At 29.6% G+C, this 22,638-nt stretch carries 19 protein-coding genes; 3 read left to right on the top strand and 16 right to left on the bottom strand.

Annotated features, from left to right (window positions below; all coding sequences use genetic code 11):
- Positions 1–81: 81 nt before the first annotated feature.
- Genes BINT_RS09255 through BINT_RS09265 form a run of 3 tightly spaced genes read right to left on the bottom strand, consistent with a single transcriptional unit; the run spans position 82 to position 2,706 of the window.
- Positions 82–867: an ABC transporter permease gene (locus tag BINT_RS09255; protein ID WP_014488310.1), complete on the bottom strand. Its 786-nt coding sequence runs from the start codon at positions 865–867 to the stop codon at positions 82–84.
- Positions 867–1,640 carry an ABC transporter permease gene (locus BINT_RS09260; protein ID WP_041177376.1) on the bottom strand — a complete coding sequence of 258 codons (774 nt, stop codon included), beginning with the start codon at positions 1,638–1,640 and terminating at the stop codon, positions 867–869. Before BINT_RS09260 ends, BINT_RS09255 begins: the two co-directional genes overlap by 1 nt.
- Positions 1,641–1,665: 25 nt before the next feature.
- Entirely contained in the window at positions 1,666–2,706 is a 1,041-nt protein-coding gene (locus BINT_RS09265) for an ABC transporter substrate-binding protein (protein ID WP_049783505.1), read from the bottom strand.
- Positions 2,707–2,911: 205 nt separating this feature from the next.
- On the opposite strand from BINT_RS09265, the gene BINT_RS09270 reads away from it, so the two are divergent.
- On the top strand, positions 2,912–4,030 hold the full coding sequence (locus BINT_RS09270; protein ID WP_014488313.1) for a radical SAM/SPASM domain-containing protein: 1,119 nt from the start codon (positions 2,912–2,914) through the stop codon (positions 4,028–4,030).
- Positions 4,031–4,374: 344 nt separating this feature from the next.
- Here BINT_RS09270 and uvrC read toward each other — a convergent pair whose 3' ends face one another.
- The 9 genes from uvrC to BINT_RS09315 form a co-directional block, all read right to left on the bottom strand.
- On the bottom strand, positions 4,375–6,216 hold the full coding sequence (gene uvrC, locus BINT_RS09275) for an excinuclease ABC subunit UvrC (protein WP_014488314.1): 1,842 nt from the start codon (positions 6,214–6,216) through the stop codon (positions 4,375–4,377).
- A gap of 155 nt (positions 6,217–6,371) precedes the next feature.
- Positions 6,372–6,770, bottom strand: a complete 399-nt coding sequence (locus tag BINT_RS09280) for a phosphoribosyltransferase (RefSeq protein WP_014488315.1) — start codon at positions 6,768–6,770, stop codon at positions 6,372–6,374.
- A gap of 20 nt (positions 6,771–6,790) precedes the next feature.
- The gene (pheT, locus tag BINT_RS09285; RefSeq protein ID WP_014488316.1) at positions 6,791–9,214 is read right to left on the bottom strand and encodes a phenylalanine--tRNA ligase subunit beta; all 2,424 of its coding nucleotides are present in this window, start codon (positions 9,212–9,214) and stop codon (positions 6,791–6,793) included.
- Between the two features lie 114 nt (positions 9,215–9,328).
- Positions 9,329–10,348, bottom strand: coding sequence for a phenylalanine--tRNA ligase subunit alpha (gene pheS, locus BINT_RS09290; RefSeq protein ID WP_014488317.1), 1,020 nt, complete (start codon positions 10,346–10,348; stop codon positions 9,329–9,331).
- A 111-nt stretch (positions 10,349–10,459) separates the two neighbouring features.
- Positions 10,460–11,263, bottom strand: a complete 804-nt coding sequence (locus tag BINT_RS09295) for a DUF4037 domain-containing protein (RefSeq protein WP_014488318.1) — start codon at positions 11,261–11,263, stop codon at positions 10,460–10,462.
- A gap of 103 nt (positions 11,264–11,366) precedes the next feature.
- Positions 11,367–13,103, bottom strand: coding sequence for a glycoside hydrolase family protein (locus BINT_RS09300; RefSeq protein WP_014488319.1), 1,737 nt, complete (start codon positions 13,101–13,103; stop codon positions 11,367–11,369).
- Between the two features lie 202 nt (positions 13,104–13,305).
- A complete protein-coding gene (locus BINT_RS09305; RefSeq protein WP_014488320.1) occupies positions 13,306–14,646 on the bottom strand; it encodes an MATE family efflux transporter in 1,341 nt (446 codons plus the stop codon).
- 15 nt (positions 14,647–14,661) lie between these two features.
- A complete protein-coding gene (locus BINT_RS09310; RefSeq protein WP_014488321.1) occupies positions 14,662–15,549 on the bottom strand; it encodes a DUF58 domain-containing protein in 888 nt (295 codons plus the stop codon).
- Between the two features lie 329 nt (positions 15,550–15,878).
- Positions 15,879–17,027: an ankyrin repeat domain-containing protein gene (locus tag BINT_RS09315; RefSeq protein ID WP_014488322.1), complete on the bottom strand. Its 1,149-nt coding sequence runs from the start codon at positions 17,025–17,027 to the stop codon at positions 15,879–15,881.
- 161 nt (positions 17,028–17,188) lie between these two features.
- Here BINT_RS09315 and BINT_RS09320 point away from each other — a divergent pair, with 161 nt between their 5' ends.
- Both BINT_RS09320 and BINT_RS14560 read left to right on the top strand, forming a co-directional pair.
- Complete coding sequence (locus tag BINT_RS09320; RefSeq protein WP_083818250.1) at positions 17,189–18,031, top strand: MBL fold metallo-hydrolase; 843 nt, start codon at positions 17,189–17,191, stop codon at positions 18,029–18,031.
- A 153-nt stretch (positions 18,032–18,184) separates the two neighbouring features.
- On the top strand, positions 18,185–18,535 hold the full coding sequence (locus BINT_RS14560) for a MarR family winged helix-turn-helix transcriptional regulator (RefSeq protein ID WP_407636876.1): 351 nt from the start codon (positions 18,185–18,187) through the stop codon (positions 18,533–18,535).
- A gap of 52 nt (positions 18,536–18,587) precedes the next feature.
- Here BINT_RS14560 and BINT_RS09330 read toward each other — a convergent pair whose 3' ends face one another.
- The 4 genes from BINT_RS09330 to BINT_RS09345 form a co-directional block, all read right to left on the bottom strand.
- Positions 18,588–18,962 carry a group III truncated hemoglobin gene (locus BINT_RS09330; RefSeq protein ID WP_014488325.1) on the bottom strand — a complete coding sequence of 125 codons (375 nt, stop codon included), beginning with the start codon at positions 18,960–18,962 and terminating at the stop codon, positions 18,588–18,590.
- Positions 18,963–19,397: 435 nt separating this feature from the next.
- The gene (locus BINT_RS09335; protein ID WP_014488326.1) at positions 19,398–20,240 is read right to left on the bottom strand and encodes a 3-hydroxyacyl-CoA dehydrogenase family protein; all 843 of its coding nucleotides are present in this window, start codon (positions 20,238–20,240) and stop codon (positions 19,398–19,400) included.
- Between the two features lie 56 nt (positions 20,241–20,296).
- Positions 20,297–21,073, bottom strand: a complete 777-nt coding sequence (locus BINT_RS09340) for an enoyl-CoA hydratase-related protein (protein WP_014488327.1) — start codon at positions 21,071–21,073, stop codon at positions 20,297–20,299.
- 179 nt (positions 21,074–21,252) lie between these two features.
- Complete coding sequence (locus tag BINT_RS09345) at positions 21,253–22,440, bottom strand: thiolase family protein (protein ID WP_014488328.1); 1,188 nt, start codon at positions 22,438–22,440, stop codon at positions 21,253–21,255.
- Positions 22,441–22,638 lie beyond the last annotated feature (198 nt).

Raw genomic sequence — 22,638 nt, forward strand, 5'->3', positions numbered from 1 at the left:
AATCCAATGATTTTATTACTTCAAAATTAGCATTTTTAGTAACAAAAGTTTTAGAAATATTTTTCAGTTCTATCATGTTTTTTACGAATTCTTGTTCCATGAGCATAATTTATCCTCTACTTTTCTCATAATGATAGCCAAAATATATCCAACGATACCTATTGCCATTATACCAACTAATATCTGTGTAGTATTATTAGTTTCCTGTCCATTAATTATAACCCAACCTGCTCCTTCAGAAGATCTCACCATCTCAGCACCAACAACAGTAGCCCAACTAACAGAAACTGCCACCTGCAAACCAGCAAATATTACAGGTACAGATGAAGGCAATACCACAGTAAATAAAGTTTGTAATTCATTAGCTCCAAGCATTTTTGAAGCACCTATTAATGTTTTATCAACACTTTTTGCTCCGTAATAAGCATTCAAAGTTATTGTATTGAAAGCAGCTAAAAATATTAAAAAATATTTAGAAAGCTCTCCAAGTCCGAACCATAATATAGCTATTGGAATCCAAGCTATAGGAGGTATAGGTCTTATTAATTGATATATAGGATCAAATATAGCACAAATATATTTATTCCAACCCATTAAAACGCCTAAAGTAATGCCTAATATTGCAGCAGCAACATAAGCTATTAAAACCCTAGACAAACTCCAAGCTATATGCCCTATAATAGAATATTTACCAATAGGTTTTACTAATGTATAGAAGAAATTATATATTACAGTAAAAGGACCAGGCATTAATTTACCCAAATCACTAAAAGAAACTGCTAACTGCCATAATATAATAAAAACTACAATAGATGTTACAGCAGCAAAAAATGATAAATATGCTTCTTTAAATTTATTACTTTTCATCACCATTTTGCTCCTCTTAGTATTAATTTTTCAATCAAACTTATTAAATATGTTAATATTGACCCTATAATACCTATAGCTATCATTCCAGCTATAATAATATCTGTTCTATACATACCTCTTGACTGCTGTATCATAAAACCAAGTCCTTTAGTAGAAGCTAATAATTCTGCAGCTACCAAAGCAGTCCAAGAAGCTCCTAATGCAGATCTAACACCTGTCAAAATCATAGGTATAGAAGTTGGTATAGCTATCATATATAATAATTGCCAATTAGAAGCACCTGAAGTTTTTCCAACCCAAATATGAACATCTTTGGTTTGTCTAATTCCGCTATAAGAATTAACTACGCATGCTATAAATGAAGATAAGAATATTACCATAGCTTTGGACATTATACCTATACCAAAAAATATTATCATAAGAGGTATCCAAGCTATTCCGGGAATCGGACGAAGCAAATCAAAAAGAGGCCTTACAAACATATCTACGGGCTTATACCAAGCCATTAATATCCCCAATGGAATTCCTATGATTAAGCCTAAGAAATAACCTATTAAAGTTATCTGCAAGCTTGAAGCCATATGCTCTATCATAGTAGCTCCATCGGGCGAACTGTCATACAGTTTCACTATAAAAGTCTTTATAACCGTTATGGGGCTAGGGAGCAGAGATGGTGTAAATATCTTCATCACATCAGTAACTAAATACCACACGAATAATAACACAAATATTGACAATACCGATATTAAAGTATATTTAACACTTTTCATGTATCCCCCTAGTTATTTATTTTAATTATTGATCAACTTTCACATCTATTCCTAATGCTTCTTTTATAACAGAAACATCATAGGATTTTTGAACATTTGGTAATGTATCTTTAGATATTTTATTATCTTCATAGAAGAATTGTGCTGTACCTGTCATACCATCACCAAACACATAAGTTTCTTCCTGCATCATAGCTGGAGTAACATAAACTTTATACTTAATATCATTATCTAAAGTTTTGTCATCATAAACTCTTCCGTTTCTTTCAAACCAATCTTTCTCAAAATCATATCTTGTTTTATAGTCAGAAAGTATTTCAGAAGCTTTATAAGTTGCTTTAATGAATTTTACTACTTCATCTCTTCTGTCTTCTAAAAATTTATTACCTACATATATACCATCCATAGATACAACATCAGTAGCATCTTCAAAAGTAGCAGCCAAAACATATCCAGCATCTCTAGCTTGGAAAGAATGAGGAGGACTAGCAGCTATAGCATCTCCCTCTCCTGCTACGAATGCCTGATAAGCAGGACCATTATCCATATGTATCATTTTAATGTCAGTTCCGCTAAGTCCAAATTTCTTAGCATAACCTATAGCATTAAATTGAGCAGTAGTTCCTAAAGGTCCGAGTATATTCAAACCTTTTACAGTTTCAACACTACCTAAAATACTAGTGTTTCCTGCAACTTTTCCTACTTCTTTAGCTATTGGGCTGTCTTTTCTTACAAAGATTCCCATACCGCCTGTAGTATTAACTTCACCAATCCATTTTGCATTACCTTGAGCTAATGCAAATACTGAAGCCAAACCGCTTGCAGCAATATCTATTTCGCCAGCTGCAAAAGCTTCATTTATTGGCGCACCGCTTGCAAAAGTAAGTATTTCTATTTCAATACCTTCATTAGAATACATGCCTTTCTCTAAAGCATAAGCTATAGGCAAAGCAACAGTATTTACCATAGTACCTACTCTTATTTTTTTTGATGAAGATGCAGTTTTTGTACCGCATGATATCAAAAAAGAAAACAACAACAACAAAGTAAGAATATATTTTTTCATATATTACTCCTTAATATCATACATTAGCTCCATTAATAAAAAAAAAAAATCAAGCAAAATATATTTTTTTTGTAAAAAATATAGCATATTAATATGCAAAATTTTTTTTACATTTTTCATACAATATATATACATAAATTACATAAATATTATAATTAGTACAAATATATTGAAATTTATAAAATTATGTATTAATATTAAATCTATGAATAATGTATCAGTTTTAATCAAACCATCGTCATCTTTATGCAATATAAATTGTAAATACTGTTTTTATATAGATGAAGCCAAAAACAGAAAAATAGAAAATAACGGCATTATGACTGAAAAAGTAATGAAAGCCATAATAGATAAAGTTCTTCAAAATGCTGATAAAAATGCATTGTTTTCATTTCAGGGCGGAGAGCCTACAGTAGCCGGTTTTGAATATTTTAAATCGTTTATAGATTATGTGAATATCAGCAATAAAAAGAATATCAATATAAATTACAGCATACAAACTAACGGTTTATTGATAGATGATAAATGGTGCCAATTATTCAAAGAAAATAATTTTTTGGTAGGGCTTTCACTAGATATAATAAAAGATATACATGATAATTACAGAGTAGATAAAAGTAACAATGATACTTATAACAGAGTATTAGAAACTAAAAAATTATTCGATGCCTTTAATGTAGAATACAATATACTTACAGTGCTAACATCTGAATTATCAAAATATCCTAAAGACATATACAAAAAAATAAAGAAGCTGAATATTAAATATACTCAGTTCATACCTTGCCTATCTGAAATGAATTCACCTAGCACGGAATATTCTATAAAACCTAAAGAGTTTTCAAACTTCTATAAAGAAATATTTTCATTATGGAAAGAAGATTTTTTTAATAATAATTATTACAGCATACAGTTCTTTGACAATATCATTCCATTATTTTTCGGAGGCTATCCTCCTATGACTTGCGGTATAAATGGTACTTGCACAAATCAAATAATAATAGAAAGTAATGGGGATGTTTTTCCATGCGACTTTTATTGTTTAGATGATTATAAAATAGGCAATATAGCTGAAGATGATTTAATGCAGATTTATTCAAGCAGTAAAGCAAAAGACTTTATAAATGAAAAATCAAACAGAATAAATGATGATAAACATACATTATGCCGTTCTTGTAGATATCAAAGAGTATGCAGCTGTGGATGCAAGAGAATGGAAAACAATATGTATATAGATGAAAGCGGAGAGTTTTGCGGATTTAAAGATTTTCTTGACTATGCTATAAATGATATGGCTATAGTATGGAAGATGATATCAAGATAATTTAATTTAGGTTATTTGTGGGGACTAGTCCCCCGAACACCTACTTCTTTTGCGACCGTAGGGAGTGCCTGCGACCATAGGAAGTCCTTTAGGGTGGTATTGCCACAAAAAAGCTATATCCTCGATAAACTCGGATACGCTTCGCGAAAGGCTACATTTGAGCTTAAATTAATAATCTATATTACATATAATATAAATTATTAATTTTGTATAATTATAAGTAATCAGCCGCACATATAGTTGACTATCCATAATGATTTGCAATACCGTGCGGAAAGCCCATATGGCGAATATTTGACAAAGTATAGTTGTTTAGGTATATACTACTCATCAATACAAATAGATTATTTATGAAAATGATCATATATATTATTTGCTGCTTTATAGCTTATTCCGGGTATATTTCTAATGCTTTCAAATGATGCATTTTTTATATTGTCTATATTTATAAAATGAGAATATAATTTCTCTATAGTTTTCTTACCTATTCCCTCTATGCTTTCAAGTTCGCTTCTGACCATCTCTCTGCTTCTTTTCTTACCATGACTGCTGTTAACCCATCTGTGAGTTTCATCTCTTACCTTCTGTAAAAATAATCTTGCAGGCTCATTATCGCTAAGCTGTACAGGTTCATTTCTATTAGGCAAATATATTTCCTCAAACTTTTTAGCTAATGCCATTATAGGCTGTCCTTTTATATCAAGTTCCTTCAATGCCTCTATAGCTGAATTAAGCTGTCCTTTACCTCCGTCTATAAGTATTAAGTCTGGAAAAGTAAGGTTCTCATCTCTTAATCTTTTGTATCTTCTGTAAACTGCCTCTTTTATTGAAGCGAAGTCATCTATGCCTGTAACTGTTTTCATATTAAATATTCTATAATTTTTATTATCTGAAACTCCATTAACAAATCGCACCATACCAGCCATAGTATAGCTTCCCTGAATATGTGCTATATCGAAAGACTCTATTATGCTAGGTGCTTTTTTCAATTTGAATATTTCCTGAAGTCTTGTTATGCCTAAAGGTACTTCTCTAATCAATGCTTTTTCTTTAAATAAATGTTTGGCATTTTCATTTGCTATTGCCATTAAACCTTTTCTGCTTTTATCTAATTTTATATCAACATCTCTTCCTGAAACCTGCTTTAAATAATCCTTTATTATATCAACATCATTAAGAGGAAAATCTGTAGATATAGAAGCCGGTATCAAATTGGCATGAGTATAATATTGAGTAAAGAATGCAGAAAGTATTTCTGAATATTTAGACATATTATTTTCATTATAATAATCTTCATCATTAGGAGACTGCATACTAAAAGTTTTTCTGTCTGCAAGTTTACCGCCTTTAACCGATAAAATCACTATAGTATAATTGCCATTCTCTCCATAAGCTCCTATTATATCAATATCATCGCTTTCAGGAATATAAATACTCTGTTCTACTGTTATATATTTAAGTAAGTCAATTTTATCTCTCAAATCTTTAGCCGCTTCAAACTCCAACTTTTCAGCATGAACAAACATCTCTTGTTTTAATCTAGCCACCAATTCATCAACATTGCCCTCAAGCACCATTATGGCATCATCTATAGTTTTATCATAATCTTCTTCTTTAATTAAATCAGCACAAGGAGCGGTACATTTTCCTATATGATGATAAAGGCATGGTCTTATAGGTCTTTTAAGCGGAAAATCATATTTACATCTTCTTAATTTGAAATTATCAATTATAAACTTTACTATATTATCCGCCCTTTCAGCAGCAACATAAGGTCCGTAATACTTTTTATATTTTCTGGCATTATCTTTATCTATTACATTTCTAGCCTTTATAACCCTTGGAAAATGCTCATTTGTAATCGCTATAAATGGAAATGATTTCTGATCTTTAAGAAGTATATTATAATGAGGCTTATGCTTTCTTATCATCTCAGCTTCTAATATCAAAGCCTCAACTTCATTTTCTGTAAGTATATATTCAATATCTCTTATATGCTCAACTAATGCTGTAGTTTTAGCATCTTTATTAGAATTATTAAAATATGATGAAACTCTTTTCTTTAGAGATTTAGCTTTACCTATATAAATTATTTCGGATTTGGAGTCCTTCATAAAATATACTCCAGACTTATCCGGAATACGTTTTAATTTATCATGTATGTAACTTTTAACTTCCTGATTCATAATTATCAACTTTTTATCAATTATACATAAAATAAAAAACTTTGTCAAAGCAAAAGTATACTATATATTACTTTATCTTTAAATATAAAAAAACAAACATATCCTATAGAAATATAAGAAAATGTTTGTTTTATTTATAATATTAAAATTTATAATTATTTACTAGATGATTTAGTCTCCCAAGGAAATAAAAGCCAATTATCATGATTAATATTTTTATAACTATATCTAGGCTTTATCTTGCTTGTATGCTCTCTTACAAATAAAGTAGCAATATCAAATTTCTGATCATCAAAATATTTTAAAGTCTCACCAGTATCTGATATATCATCAACTATTAAAGCGGCTTTATTCTTTACTTTCAATCTCCAAACCTCTTCCATATTTAAAACCATAGGGATTTTAAGTCTATGAGAAAGCATAACAGCAGGTACTAATCCGCCTCTTGCCAATCCGTAAATAACTTCATAATGAATCTTTGAATCTTCTATTTGTTTAGCTAATATTTCTATAGCTTCATCTATATTTTCCCAAGTGATTATATCGTATTCCATTATAAAACCTCTTTTACAAATTAAGCTCTTAAATTAATATCAAATCTTGTTTTAAGCATTTCAAGCAAAGATTTTTCTACACTGTTAATATCTTCTTCTCTTAAAGTTTTATTAGGATCATAATAAGTTATAGATATTGCAATTGACTGTTTTCCTTCTTCTACCTGTTCGCCCACATATCTATCAACTACGCTAACATTCTGTATAATATTATTAAATTTACTTATAGATTTAATAACTTTGCTGAACTCTATATTATTAGAACAAACCAAAGCTAAATCTCTGAATACTGCAGGATATTTACCTATATCTTTTAACTTCTGTTTTTTAACTCTCTCTTTAACCAATTTCAAAGTTTTTCTGATATCAATATCCAAGAAATAAACTTCACCGCTTATGTCAAAAAGTTTAAGAAGTTTAGGATGAAGTCTTCCAATAATACCTATTTTCTCACCGAATATAACAATTTCACCAGACATAGTAGGTATAAACCATTTATGCTCTTTAGGTATTAAATTATAATCAGTGCATTTTAAATCTCTTATTAAAAGCTCTTCAATAACTCCGCTCATATCAAAGAAGTCATAAGCTCTAGCTTCTTTATTCCATAATTTTTCTTGATAAAGCCCGAACATTACAGCAGATAAATGCTTTTCTTCCATAAAGTTTTCATTTTCTTTATAGAATATATTACCTACTTCAAATAAAGCACCGTTTTTATGTCTATGATTCTGATTATAAGCAACACTATCAAGAAGAGAAGCTAAAGTTGTAGGTCTTAAAACATCCATTTCATTAGTTAATGGATTTACTACTTTTATAAGTTTTTCTTCCTCTATTCCCATAGACTTAAATACATTACTATCACCCATAGAATACTGCTTAGTTTCATAAAGTCCGTAAGAAGCCATTCTATGCTTAACAAAGCTAACTTCAGAATAATCTGTATTTATAGGATTACATTTGATATGAGGTACATTTGAAGATATATTATTATAGCCGTAAACTCTAGCTATTTCCTCTATCAAATCCTCAGCTATAGATAAATCATGTCTGTAATAAGGTATTTCTACTTTAAGGTTATTCTCTCCAAGTGCTACAGCTTTAAATCCGTATCTCTTGAATATAGAAGATATTTCCATCTTATTCATATTAAGACCTAAATATCTTTTTACAAGTCCGCAGTCAAATACTATTATATTAGCATCAAACTGCTTAACATTAACCTCTTTAGATCTTGAAGCTATTTTACATCCATTATCTAGAGTAACTATTAAATCAACAACCCTATTCAAAGCTGCAAGAGTAAGAGTATGATCTATATCTCTTTCAAATCTGTATGAAGCATCTGTTTTTGTTTTAGTTGCTATTGTAGATTTTTTCACAGCTATATGATCAAAATATGCACTTTCTATTAAAATAGTTTTAGTTTCGCTTTCAATCTTTGTATTATCTCCGCCCATAACTCCGGCAACACCTATAGGCTTTTCACTGTCGGCTATAACTAAAACATCATCTGTAAGATCTATTTCTCTGCCATCAAGTAAAGTGATTTTTTCTCCGCTTCTAGCATTTCTAACTATTACTTTACCGTCTTTTATTTTATCAAAGTCATAAGCATGCAAAGGCTGTCCGTATTCAAGCATAACATAGTTTGTAACGTCTACTATATTATTGATAGGATTGATTCCGCACATCTTTAATCTTTTCTGCATCCAATCAGGAGAAGGTCCTACAGTTATATCTTTTATAAGCCTTCCTACATATTTATAGCAGCTTTCCTGATTTTCAACTGTTATATCTATATTACCGCCTGCAGCATCATAAGTATTAACAGATGGAATGCTTACTCTTCTCTCTAAAACCAAAGAACATTCTCTAGCAAAACCTATAATACTTACTAAATCGCCTCTGTTTGCTGTGATTTCAACATTGAATATATGATCTGTGCTTCCTACTATAGTTGAAAGCGAATTACCTAATATACTGTCCTTATCAGCATGTACTTTTTCTATATCTTCATCTAATATCCAAATTCCATAAACACCTTCAGCTTCTTCATAACCTAATTCGGTTCTGGAACATATCATACCATTACTTTCAAAACCTCTTATAGAAGCCTTTTTGATTGTAAGTCCATTAGGAAGTTTAGCACCTATCATAGCTATAGGAACATATATACCTTCTCTTACATTTGAGGCACCGCATACTATTGAGAGTGTATCTCCATCACCAACATCAACTTTACATACACTTAATTTATCAGCATCTGGATGTTTATGTACAGATACTATTTTACCAATAATAACGCTTGGTATATCCCCTCCAGTAGTTTCTATTGATGAAATTTCACTTCCGGCAAGTGTTATTTGTTTGGCAATTTCTTCTACACTAAATCCGTCTAAATTAACAAATTCTTTTAGCCAACTTAATGGAACTCTCATTATTATATCCTCAACTTAATTCACTTATAAAAAATATTTTTATTTAGTATGCTAACTTTTTATTATCTATATAAATCAGCCTATAAAGCTTAATTAAATATTTTTTCCTACTATTTACCACTGCTTTAAGAAATCTATATCATTTTCATAGAACATTCTTATATCAGTTATACCGTATTTAATCATTGCAACTCTTTCTATACCCATTCCAAAGGCAAAACCTGTATATTTAGTTATATCATAACCAACATGTTTAAATACATTAGGATGAATCATACCGGCACCCATTAATTCAAGCCAGCCTTCTCCTCCGCAGGTTTTACATCCGCTTCCGCCGCATATTACACAAGTAGCACTCAAATCAGCACCCGGCTCTACGAATGGGAAATAATCCGGTCTTAATCTTATTTGGGTTTTATCTCCGAACATTCTTTTACAGAATAATTCTAATATACCTTTCAAATCATTAAAACTTATTCCTTTATCAACCATAAGTCCTTCTACTTGATGGAATACAGGAGAATGTTTTGAATCTATAGCATCTCTTCTAGCACATTTACCTGGAGAAACTACCGCTATAGGAGGAGGTGTTTCAAGCATAGTTCTTATCTGCATACCTGATGTATGAGTTCTTAATACATGCTCTTTAGAAATAAAGAAAGAGTCATGGCTATCTCTTGAAGGGTGATAATAAGGAATATTTAATGCCTCAAAGTTATGAAAATCATCTTCTATTTCATTACCTTCCACAACTCTGAAACCTATTTCTGTTAAAATAGATACTATTTCCTCTTCTACTCTAGTAAGAAGATTAATTGATGCAGATTTAGGTCTTCTTCCTGGCATAGTTATATCTATTTTATTTTTCTCCAAAGAAGATAAAAATTCCTGTTCGGATATGGCATTTTTCTTTTCGGATAAAGCATTCTCACAGTAATTCTTTATCTCATTAATCTTTTTACCGAACTCTTTTTTCTCCTCAATATTATCTATAGAAGATAAACTTTTCAAAAGCTCTGTTATCTTTCCTTTTCGTCCTAAATAACGAATCCTTATATCATCTATTTCTGCTTGAGTATTAGCATTTTCTATGCTGTTTTTTAAAAAGCTATGAAGCTCCTCTAGATTCTCCATTGATTTTTCCTATTAAAACAAAATTAAATACTTACAATATTATATCATAAAATTATTTTCAATACAATAAAAAAATAATATAATATATTAATGAAATTTATGAGTTATAATTTACAAAATTTTTTGAATATTTTCAATAAGAATTTTAACTTTTTCTAAAATATTTTCATCATAAAATATAACATTTTTTATATCTTTATCAAAATTATCGGGTATTTTCCTGCATAATTTTAATGCATACTGTATAAGTTTCTTCTCTCCCACATGAAGTTCTTTATTTAAAGCGAATAAAATATCAAAATATGATGATAATATAGCACTAATTCTATGATTAATGCTTACAATATCATTTCTTTTTACAGCTTTCTCCAATTGTTCATAAAATGACGCTATTTTTTTGCCGTACATAACATTGAAATTCTTTTCTATTATATTATTTTTTAATTTTTCAGGATATTCTAAGTTTAATTCATCTTGAAATTTCTTGAATTTTCCTTCTTTATCATAAAGTATATTAGAATGTTTAATATTGTATAAAAAAGCAGTAGTATACCCTATTTTTGAATTGCATCCTCTCCACACATATTCCATCTCTCCTTCAATCCAAGACAAATCTCTATACATAAAATCCAAACATATACCGCTTTCTTTAAGTATCATCTCATCACCATGCTCAAAATAATCATTGCCTATTTCAAAGTAAGATGCATACTTAGAGGCAAACTCTTTTCTTGAATCCATATCCTCTCTGCTCTTTGCTGAAGCCTTACAGTAAACATAAATATCATAATCTGACATATCATCATTAATCAAGCTAGTTTTTGAACCTGATAAAACTATAGAATCAATATTATTATTTTTAGCCATTATTTTTATATAATCATCTATAATATAATTAATATCATTTATATTCATAAATTTATCCTAATTTTTAGATATTATAATCTGAAATAAATAGATAAGGAACAATACAAAATTATTCTATATAATAAAAAAATTATTTTCAAGTATTTACAAATTAATATTTAAACTCCACAGTATAATGTGTAACAGCCTCATCAGGCATAATATATTCTCTATTACTTTTCAAAAGCTCAAGCATATCAGCCCTAGCATCATACTCCATACCAAGAAGTACATCTTTTATATAATCATTGGCAAAATCACTCCAATAAGTTCCATCTCTCAATTCTTTTGCTGTTTTTCTTAAATAATTTATTACAATAGAATATTCTTTAATGCTATTGTACATAGCTTCTATTTGCCTATAGTCTACAAGCTGAACTGCCTTATTATTAATATTAAGCATAACTTTTTCGCCCCCGCTCTGCCATACCATTAATTTATCTGTATAGTCTATAGGAGTGATAACTGTCCAATCTTCATCTTTATTCGGCTCTTTATCCTTGGTTAAAAACTGATTAAGCCCAGCACTTTTTATATGTTCTTCTGTAATAGTAAAATATTCCTGCCCACTGTCATAAGCAGCTCTTATTTCTTCATAAGGAGGTATAGGAACATAATAAGTTTTATTATTTATTGTATAAGTTCCATAAGGCGAGTTATCAGATTTATAATATCTTCCATTATCAAGTTTTATCCAATCAGGTTCTTCAGGAGTTTTTATTCTATTTTTTATATAAGGTAAATTTCCTCCAACAGCAATATCATAATAGGAAGATATCTCCTCCGCATTATCATAATCCGCAGAATTACGCTCTATATTCCAAGTTACACCATCAGTACTTGACCATATAGTACTATCATTTTCAAAAGATTGCTCTTTAGGAGTCCAATAAGGAGGACCTATCCATTCCCAATATGATCTTTCACCTTTTGTAACATATATTTTATCTTTATCATATCGAACATTAAGACTACTTCTTTGTCCCCAAAGAGTATTAATCTTCTCCCAATTAGCACCTATAGAAGTATCTTTATTTTTATCTATTCTGTAATAAACGTTCTTACTTACAGTAAATGGTCCCTGATTTTCATTTCGGCATCCATCTAAAGCATTTTGTTCTCTAAAATCTTCTTCTAAACCTATTAAATATATATAATCTTTAAACTCTACAATTTTATAACCTCTAGCTCCATATCTTCCTTGAAAGCTAGCATTAGGGTCTGTACTTACTGAAGGAAAAGCTTTATAAACGTTATTTCTAGAACCTTCTGTTGTCCAATTTATTAAATCTGATGATGTTCTTATCTCATTATTAAAAGTTATGCCTGTGCTAAATGTATGATAATCTTCTTCGCCTTTACAGTCTGTAGTAGTAAAAGAACTTGAAGAATATGAATAACTTCCATAATAATCATCTTCATATAAAACTCTGTTTTCTTCTATTACATTCATTCTTAATAAATAACGATAGCCCTTACTGTCTTTATCATAAACTACTATATTTCCATTATTATCTATTTGAAGTATTATATCTTCAGCTTTTCTATTTAATGTTTTAGTTTTAGGGTCATAATCATACATATAGTCAGCCAATACATACCATTTGCCTTGATATTTAAACTTCCTCTGAAAACTTCCAAATACTTCTCCATTTTTAGCGGGCATTGGATTAACATCTATATGTCCGGGTATAGTGTCTTCAGGCAATCTAAAATCAGTTGGAGGCGGTATATTGTTTGGACCTAGTATATTTATTTTCTTACAAGATATCATCAAAACTATAATAAGAATCAATAAAAGAAGTATAAAGTATAATTTTTTGTTTTTATTAATTAAGTTCTTTATCATATGCTAATCCTACTATTATTAGTTAAGGAATATTTATATATGTTATATTACATATATGATTTTTTCAACTTATATTTTATATTTTTTGTATATTTAAGAATTAGTTATTATATTATTGCAATTGACATAATTTCTACAGCTTTTATATTTAACATATATTATTAATTATAAAAGCTATTTTTAAGTATATTTATTTATAGCATTATTGTCTTTTTATTTTAAAAGCGTATTTATGAAAATATATGCATGTTGGAATTATACCAACAGCCCAGCCTACAGGATTAGCAAACCATACTCCTATATATCCAAAAGGTATTGATAAAAGCAAAGAACCTCCTATTTTAATAATAATTTCTGTAATTCCAGATATTAAAGGAATCAATGCCTTTCCTATGGCTCTTACAGAATTATTATATAAAACTATTATACCTAAAAATGGATAGAATAAAGAAGATATTCTTAAATAACCCTTACATATTTCTGATATTATATCTATATATTCATCTTTGCTTGATATGAATATTCTAACTAAATGATCGCCGAATAAAAATATTATTACAGTGGCTAATATGCTCAATGATAAAGAAAGTAATATTATGCTTTTAAAACCTGATTTTATTCTGTCAATTTTACCTGCTCCGAAATTTTGTGCTGTGTATACGGCAAAGGCCTCCGAAATAACAAAAAAAGCCATAGAAGCAAATTGATTTATTCTGTTTCCTGTAGTATATGATGCCACAACATTAGTACCGAAAGTATTAACTACACCGCTTATAATCATCTCGCCTATTGATAAGAATATAGCCTGTACACTCATAGACAAGCCTATTTTTATTATCATAAGTAAATTATTAGAATCAAATGACATATCATCTTTACTCAATTTCAAGATAGGAAATTTCTTTATAATATAGAGTATACTCAAAAAAGCCGAAATCATTTGAGATATTACAGTGGCTATTGCAACACCGGCAACATTCATATTTAATAAAACTACGAAAATTAAATCCAATATAATATTAAGTACAGTTGTTAGTATTAAAAAATATAAAGGAGTTTTACTGTCTCCCAAAGCCCTTAATATACTAGCTGCACCATTATAGAAAAGCTGTCCGAATGATAAGCCTACGCATATTCTCAAATAAATTATGGAGTTTTCTATTATATCATCAGGAGTTTTTAAAAGAATCATCAAAGGCTTTAGAAAAAATAAACCGAATATCAAAAGTATTAAAGAACTTCCCAATGTTACATAAATAGAGTTTAAAAAAGTTTTTCTAAGCATATTATCATTCTTAGCACCGAAGAACTGTCCCATAACTATAGCAAATGCATTTGTAAATCCTACTGCAAATGATAAAAAGAAAAACATAGTAGAAGTTGTAGCCCCTATAGAAGCTAAAGCCCTAGAACCTGCAAATTTACCTATTATAATGGTATCTGCAACACCGTAAAACTGCTGAAATATTCCTCCTATAAGCATTGGTATGGAGAAATATATTATAGTTTTGAATGGACTGCCGACAGTCATATCTTTTGTCATAACAAATCCTAAAATTTATCTTCTTCTCTTGACAAAAAACTTCATTACATCATTAACATAATCGCTGGAAGTATCAAGGACAATACGCTCTATAGAATTTCTTTTCAAAAAATTGAGTCTTTCTTCCATGATTCTATTCTGTTCATTAAAATATTCTTCTCTTATTTTTTTATTGGACATATCAAAATAAACATAATCGTCATTTTCTAAGTCAGACAACACCAAAGTACCACCCAAACTAGGAAGATGATATTCCAAGCTATCATTGACTAAGCATACTATAAAATCATGACGTTTTCTAGTAATATCTATTTCCTTTTTTGGAAGTTCAGAACAGGCATCTGTAATCAAAAAAGTGATACTATCTCTTTTCTGTATTCTATTAAAATATTCTAATGCACTTGCTACATTAGTTTGAGTGCTTTTAGGATTGAACTCTATAAGCTCTCTTATTATTCTAAGTACATGATTTTTACCTTTATTTAAAGGAATGAATTTCTCTACAGTATCTGTAAATATTAAAAGCCCCACTTTATCATTATTTTTTAAAGCTGAAAAGCTAAGCAATGCACTAAGCTCTACTATTAAATTATGTTTTGTTTTAGTGAATCCGAAATCTGTAGAAGCCGAAAAATCTGCAAGTATTACAACGCTAAGTTCACGCTCTTCTCTGAAACGTTTAATGAAAGGCTCATTATATCTAGCACTAACCTTCCAGTCCATAGCCCTTACATCATCGCCTATAGTATATTTTCTTACTTCATCAAACTCTATACCCTGACCTTTGAAAGCAGAATGATATTGTCCTGCAAAATAAGAGTTAACTATTTTTGAAGTTTTTATTTCTATTTGTCTTACGGATCTAAGTAAATCCTGAGTTGTTATATTGCTGTCTTTAAACATTAATACCCTAATTATTTTTTTATTGTGAATAATATTATATTATTAATGAGTAAAAAAACAATACCCATTAATCATAATGAATGATTAAAAATAATAATTTTTAAATATTGTAAAGCCAACTATAAAAATTGTGAGGCTCTGGCAAGTTTACTTGACAGAGCCTCAGAGCGAACAATTTTTATTAGCAATAATAAAGAATAATAATTTTAATTGTTGCAAAACTCATATACAAACATCAAATAAATTATTTAATCAATATTATTATTATTAATATTTTATGTATATACAATATTAATAATAAACTAACTTACTTTTTATAATATTAAAAATTATTTTGCTCCATTAGCTTTAAGAAAATTCACCATCTCTTCCTGTTCTTTTTCTTCAGCCATACTTAATGCAGTCTTTCCATCAGATGCTTTATGATTTATATCGGCTCCTGCATCTAGTAAAACCTGTGCCATTTCCAAATTTCCTCTAATAGCGGCCCCCATTAATGCAGTATATCCTTCATTAGTAGTAGCTTCAATATCCGCACCAGCCTTCAATAAAGCTTCAACTATTACTATATGATCCTCTATGGCAGAAACTATCAATGGACGATATCCCACATTATCAGCTTTATTAATATCAGCATTGTTCTTTATTAATTCTTTTACAATATCACTATGTCCGTCTATACAAGCTGCCAATATAGGAGAAGTACCATCATCAGCTGTTATATTAATATCAGCATTATTCTTTAATAATTCTCTTACTACATCTGTTCTTCCAAATCTAGCAGCATATATTAAAGCAGATCCGCCATTAGAACCTTTTTCATCTATATTTGCACCGGCTTTTATTAATTCTCTTACGATGCTGACATCTCCAATAATAGCTCCCATCATTATTGCAGTATCACCGAATTTATTCTTTTCATTAACATTAGTATCTAATTTTATAAGCTCTCTTACAATATCAGCATATCCACTGTCTGAGGCCACCATCAAAGGAGTACTTCCATTAACATCTTTTATATTTACTTCAGCCTTTGCATTAACAAGCATTTTGAGAACTGATAAATTACCATTAACACAAGCCCACATTACAGCAGTCCAGCCATCTTTATTTTTTAAATTTAAATCAGCTCCTTTTGATATTAAAATCCTTACAGTACTGCTTTTTCCCTCTAATACAGCAGCCATTACAGGAGTATTTCCAAAACTATTTCCCATATTAATATCAGCATCATTTGATAATAATTCCTCTACAATCTTATCAAAACCAAGAAGCGAAGCCCATATAAGAGGAGTATTACCTTCAGCATCTTTAACGTTTACATCTGCCCCATCTTTTATTAATTTTTGTAAAGTTTTAATATCATTGTTGGCTATAGCTTTTATTATTGGTATGCTCACAGGAGGGTCTTGAGATTCCTGAGAATATAATATACCAGCAATAAAAAGAAAAATTATAATTAATGACTTTCTTAACATAATACTTTCCAAAGCATAAGATTGCATCATTATAACATATATAAAATATTATTATAATCACTATTATATAATTTTTTCATTTTTTTCATAAAAAACAATTATTCATATTGACATTAGTACGTATACGTATTATTATTTAATTGATAAGGAGGTATGAATTTATGTTATTTTGGCAAAAAACTTTTTTCATTTATTTAATATTAATTTTTTCAGTGTTTGCAGCTGAAAAGACTCCGATGGATTACCTAAACGATAATACTCCTCTAAAACCAACTAAAGTATTTGATAATGTATATTGTATAGGCACTGTGAGTGTTGTCGCTTGGGTAATAAGTACATCAGACGGCTTAATATTAATAGATTCTATGTGGGACGACAGAGATGCTAAACTTATAGAAGATGGTATTAAAGGCTTCGGATTGGACCCAAAACAATTAAAATATATAATATTAAGTCATGGACATGGAGATCATTACGGCGGAGCTAAATATTTAAGAGAGAAATACGGTGCTAAAGTTATACTTACAAAAACAGACACCGATTTAATGTACAATTTAAACACTGGAGCCAATTCTCCTCGTTCCCCAAAAACAAAAGTTGATATATATTCAAAAGATAAAGATATAATAAAACTAGGAGATACAAGCATAACTATATTAGAAACACCTGGTCATACTGCAGGATGTACTTCTTTTATATTTCCTGTAAAATTCAGAGGAAAAGAATATACTGCTGTACTTTGGGGAGGAACAGGACTTCCAAAAGATAGAGATTTAATATCAAAATATAAAACTTCAGCTGAATACTTCAAAAAAGAAGCTATATCAAGAAATGCATCTGTATCATTAACAGCACATTTATTCGCTGATAATGGATATGCTAATTTAGAAAAAGTAGGCAATCTAAAGGCAAATGAACAAAATCCATTCATTATGTCAAAAGAGAATATGGAAAAATATTTAAACTCTTTAATAGAAAGAGCTGAAAAAGAATTAAATAAATAAAAAACAGCAGCAATTATTAACAAAAAATAAAATATATGCTATCATAATATCAGTTTATGATAGCATTTTTTATATAAGGAGTTTAATATTAAAAATATAGGATATGATGTTTGTTATACTGCTAGAAAAATATATCAGTATATAGGCAAACAAATAAATGAATTTGATATTACACCGGAACAGTTAATAGTATTAAAAGAACTTGCAAAAGAAGAAGGAATATCTCAAAAAGAATTATCATTCAGACTAGATAAAGATCAAAATACTGTTAAAGCTATGATAGACAAATTGGAATTAAAATCTTTTATAATTAGAAAAGAAAATAAACTTGATAAAAGAGCCTTTTCATTATTTCTAACAGATAAAGCAAAAGAAAATCTTCCTATTATGGAAACTTATGAAAATAAAGTTTTGGAAAATATAGTAAAAGAATTGACTGAGGAAGATGCTGATAAATTTATATCAATATTAGAGAAAATAAGAAAAAATATATCAGATGTATAAAGGCAAAGGATAAAAGTATATTATAAAATTATCCTTCACCTTGAAATATCATTTATTGCTGAAATAATACTGCTTTGAAATTTTTAGCTATATTACAAGCTACTTCATAGAAATGTTCAGCCGGTTTTTCTTCAAACACTTGATTTAAGCATTCTTTAAACAAATCAAGCCAAACATCAAAAAGTTTAATATCAAAAGGAAGTAAATTAATATGAGGCTGTACAGGATTTCCCATATATAAATTTTCATTCAAAAGCATAGTCTTCCAAAATTTAGCTATTTTTTCTTTATGTCTTTCCCAAGAAGCATCATCAATACCAACTGCCCCATTAAATATAGGTCCTAATTGTTCATGTGTTCTAATTTTGGCATAGAATATATCCATTAACTTTTCTACACCTTCATTGTTTATTTCACTGTATTTCATATTTTATCCCCATTTTATTATTTATATATAATATAATAAAAAATTTTAATATTATTGAATATTATAGTATTATAATAAAATTTTTTATAATTTTATTAAATTCTTGATAATTTCATAAACTAATATTATTTATAAGAATACCACTATATAAAATATAAACAATACAAATAAAAATACAATATAGTTCAAATTATTATTTTTTATTATTGTTATACTCGCCCACCTGTAAAGGTGTCTACTTGTTCGCTAAAGGCTTCACTTAACACCCCCTGAGTCCATATGGGAATGGCTTTTCAGATCGGTTTTTATATTTTTATTCTAATTATTATTTCATTATATTAAACAACTATATTAATAAAAATAAAAATAAAAAAATACGGGAAGATAATTTGCATATCTTACCCGCATTTTTGATATAAATGAGTAAAAATAATATTATTTCTTAGTATAATCGTAGAAACCTTTTCCAGTTTTCTGTCCTAGTAATCCGCCTCTAACCATTTTTTTAAGTAAAGCACTAGGTCTGTATTTAGGATCACCTGTTTCTTTTTGTAGAACTTCCATAATAGCAAGAACTATATCAAGTCCAATTAAGTCACCTAAAGCTAAAGGTCCCATTGGGTGATTAGCACCTAATTTCATAGCATTGTCAATACCCTCAGCTGAAGCAATACCCATAGAATATAACTCAATACCTTCATTGATCATAGGAACAAGTATACGGTTAACTACGAAACCAGCTGTTTCTTTAACCTCTACAGGAGTTTTTCCTATTTCTTCAGATATTTTAATGATTTTTTCAACGATATCTCTAGGAGTATTAAGACCTGAAATAACTTCAACCAATTTCATAACAGGAGCTGGGTTAAAGAAGTGCATACCTACAACTGGTCTGCCTATTCCAGCACTTATTTCTGTAATAGAAAGAGAAGAAGTGTTAGAAGAGAAAATACAATCAGGTTTACAAATTTTATGCAACTCAGAGAATGTTGTTTTTTTAACTTCTAAATTTTCAAAAGCAGCTTCAACAATTAAATCTGCATCTTTACAAATTTCTTTTAAACCAGTAGTGATTTTAGCTAAAATTTTATCAGCATCAGCCTGCTGCATTTTACCTTTAGCTACTCTACCAGCAAAACCTTTAGCAATTTTTTCTTTACCACCAGCAGCAAATTCTTCTTTTATATCGCATAAATAAACTTCATAACCTTCTGTTTGAGCAAAAGCTTGTGCTATACCAGAACCCATAGCACCTGCACCAATTACACCTACTTTCATTTTATAACTCCTTAAATTTTAGTTTTGTTACTATAAATTAATTTTATAGTTTAATATTATTTATTAACAAATTTTTCAACTTTTCTTTTTTCTAAGAAAGCTTTCATACCTTCTTTTTGGTCTTCAGTTTCAAAACAAGAACCGAATAATTTTTCTTCTATAACAATAGCTTTATCCATATCAACTTGTAAGCCCTCGTTAATAGCTTTTTTACAATTACGTACAGCTATAGGAGCAGCTGCAGCTATAGCATTAGCTAATTTTTCAGCTTGAGCCATAAGATCTGCTTGAGGATAAACAGCATTAACAAGACCTATTCTTAAAGCCTCATCAGCTTTTATATTTTTAGCTGAATATATGATTTGTTTAGCCATACCAACACCAACTATTCTTGGAAGTCTTTGAGTACCTCCGAAACCAGGAGTAATACCAAGACCAACCTCAGGCTGACCAAATATAGCATTTTCAGAACAAATACGTATGTCACAGCTCATAGCTATTTCACATCCGCCGCCTAAAGCAAAGCCATTAACTGCTGCGATTACAGGAATAGGGAAAGTTTCTATTTTTCTAAATACATCATTTCCTTTTTTACCGAAAGCTTCTCCTTCTGCTTTAGTACATGTACTCATTTCAGCTATATCAGCACCAGCAACAAAAGATTTCTCACCAGCACCTGTTAATATTAAACATCTTATATTGTTAAGATCTACTGCATCAAAAGCTTTTTCGATTTCATTTAGAACTTCAGAGTTAAGAGCATTAAGAGCTTTTTCTCTGCTTATGGTAATAATACCAATCATACCTTTTTCTTCATATTTAATAAATTCCATTTTTTTCTCCTTACCACAATAAAATTATTATTATGAAGCATAATTTCATATTTATATACTAGCCTTTGTATTAAAAAATCACATTACAAAGGCTAGTATTTAATAACCTTACTTTTTAAAAGTTATTTCATTAAATAAATCAGACTTAAACACTATCTATTATTAAAAAGTACTATTTACTATTCTCTTTCTACTATAGTAGCACAACCCATACCGCCGCCAATACAAAGAGTAGCAAGACCTCTCTTAGCATTTTTAGCTTCCATTTCATGAAGTAAAGTAACAAGGATTCTACATCCAGAAGCACCTACTGGGTGTCCTAAAGCTATAGCTCCACCATTAGGGTTAAGTTGTTTCTCTACATCGATACCTAATTCTTTACCAACTGCAACTGATTGAGCAGCGAAAGCTTCATTAGATTCAATGATATCGAAATCTTTAATAGTTAATCCTGTTTTAGCCATTAATTTTTTAGTAGCTGCAACTGGTCCGATACCCATAATTCTAGGTTCAACACCACCTAAACAGCCTGCAATCCAAGTAGCCATAGGTTTAATACCTAATTCTTTAGCTTTTTCTTCGCTCATTACTACTACTGCAGCAGCTCCATCATTAATACTAGAAGAATTACCTGCTGTAACTCTTCCACCGTCTGGTTTGAATGCTGGTTTTAATTTAGCCAAGCTTTCTACTGTAGTTCCAGCTCTAGGGCCTTCATCTTTATCAAATACTATATCGCCTTTTTTAGTTTTGATAGTTACAGGTACTATTTCTTTTTTGAAAGCTCCAGCTTCCTGAGCTTTAACTGCTTTCTGCTGAGAATTAGCTGCAAATGCATCTAATTCTTCACGAGTAAGTTTCCAATCATCACAGATATTTTCTGCTGTAATACCCATATGGTAATTATTGAATGCATCTGTTAAAGCATCATTAACCATAGTATCTATTACTGTATCATTACCAAGTCTGTAACCATAACGAGCTTTTTTAAGAGCATAAGGAGCTAATGACATATTTTCAGTACCGCCTGCTACTACGATATCAGCATTTCCTGCAGCTATCATATTAGCAGCTATATTCACTGCATCAAGTCCTGAACCACAAACTACATTTATTGTCATAGCAGGTACTTCTACTGGTAATCCTGCTTTTATAGAACTTTGACGAGCAACGTTCTGACCTTGTGATGCCTGTATAACACAACCCATATATACCATATCAACTTGATTAGGAGCAACTTTAGCTCTATTCAAAGCTTCTTTTATTACTACTGCACCCAACTCTGCAGCTGGAACTGTACTTAAAGATCCGCCCATACTTCCTATTGCTGTACGGCAAGCACTAGCTATTACTATTTTTCTAGACATTTTTAATCTCCAAAGAATTATTAAATTCCACATTTCTATTGATGTGTTGCTTTTAGTATAGTACATTTTTTTATCAAATTCAATTAATTCTTTATATTTTTTTTATAATACCTGACTATAGTATATTATTTACTTATTTTAGTTAATAAACTAATTAAAATAACTATATCATTAGTACATAATTATGAAAAATTAATA

The sequence above is a fragment of the Brachyspira intermedia PWS/A genome (assembly GCF_000223215.1).
In the GTDB taxonomy this organism is placed as follows: Bacteria; Spirochaetota; Brachyspiria; order Brachyspirales; family Brachyspiraceae; genus Brachyspira; species Brachyspira intermedia.